The organism is Flavobacterium sp. (genome assembly GCF_003525665.1).
Classification (GTDB): domain Bacteria; phylum Bacteroidota; class Bacteroidia; order Flavobacteriales; family Flavobacteriaceae; genus Flavobacterium.
In genome coordinates, this window is sequence record NZ_DQDX01000158.1 from 11,439 (window position 1) to 12,843 (window position 1,405).

Annotated in this window: 1 protein-coding gene; it reads left to right on the plus strand. The window is 34.9% G+C overall.

Annotated elements, in window-relative coordinates; translation table 11 throughout:
• Nucleotides 1-27: 27 nt before the first annotated feature.
• Nucleotides 28-1,335, plus strand: a complete 1,308-nt coding sequence (locus DIU01_RS11255) for an ABC transporter permease (protein ID WP_290834488.1) — start codon at nucleotides 28-30, stop codon at nucleotides 1,333-1,335.
• Nucleotides 1,336-1,405 lie beyond the last annotated feature (70 nt).

Here is a 1,405-nt window from a genome sequence, read left to right on the forward strand (position 1 = left end):
ATTTAAAATATTGGAATTTAAATACATATGAGTAAACTACTACTAATAATAAAAAGAGAATTCATTGCCAAAGTCCGCAATAAATCGTTCATTGTAATGACGTTTTTGAGTCCGTTATTATTTGTCGGAATCGGAGTTTTTGTTGGTTATTTAAGCCAAATGAAAGCCGATCTAAAAACCATTGCAATCCACGACGAAACCGGAAGATTTGTTAACGATTTTAAAAGCGATGAAGAATATAAATACCTAAATTTATCCAAGATAGATTTAAAAATTCTAAAAGACAGCATCATGAGCGAAAGCTATGAAGGACTTCTAATCATTCCAAAATCTACTGATAATACTTCACTTCAAAAGAACATTCAATATGTTTCTAATGATAGTCCCGGCGTGATGTTCGTTGAAGATATCGAAGACGTGATAGCTAAAAGAATTACGGCTGAAAATTATCAAAAGCAAGGTTTAGATACCTTAAAAATCAATCAATCGAAAGCAGATGTTTCTATAAAACTAAACAAAGCTTCAGGAGAAACTGCTTTGAAAGGATTAAACGAAATCAAAATCGGAATCGGTGGCGCGTTTGGATATTTAATTATGATGTTCATCGTCATCTACGGAAATATGGTGATGCGAAGCGTTATCGAAGAAAAAACGTCTCGTATTATTGAAGTCATCATTTCGTCTGTAAAACCTTTCCAATTAATGATGGGGAAAATCATCGGAACCTCATTAGCAGGAATCTTGCAATTCATGATTTGGGCATTACTAGGTATGACGGCAATGTTCATTATGTCGTCTATTTTTGGAGTTCAAATGGGAGCAACATCATCAGCACAAACACAAGAAGCAATGCAAATGGCTCAAAAAGGAATGGGTAGCGATATTCAAATGTATATCAAAGAGTTATGGAATCTACCAATAGCAACCATTTTAATATCATTCATTTTCTATTTCATAGGAGGATATTTTCTTTATAGTTCATTTTACGCATCAATAGGTGCAGCTGTTGACAATGAAACTGATTCACAACAATTCTTGTTGCCTATAATAATGCCTTTAATTCTAGGAGTTTACATCGGATTTTTCACAGTAATAAACGATCCTCACGGAACTGTGGCAACCGTTTTTTCAATGATTCCACTCACATCACCAATCGTGATGATGATGCGAATTCCATTTGGTGTGCCTTGGTGGCAAATTGCCATCTCAATGACCTTGCTTTTCGGAACATTTCTAGGCGTAGTGTGGTTTGCAAGTAAAATTTACCGCGTCGGAATTCTAATGTACGGTAAAAAACCAACTTGGAAAGAACTTTATAAATGGCTTAAATACTAGGAGCGAATGGCTCGGGCTTTATCAGTAATCCTTGTTCCTGCTTTTCATTCCAATCTTTTTTCAATTGCCT

Bases quoted from the DNA above. Each gene is read 5' to 3' on its own strand.
- DIU01_RS11255 (WP_290834488.1), top strand. From the start codon at position 28: ATGAGTAAACTACTACTAATAATAAAAAGAGAATTCATTGCCAAAGTC.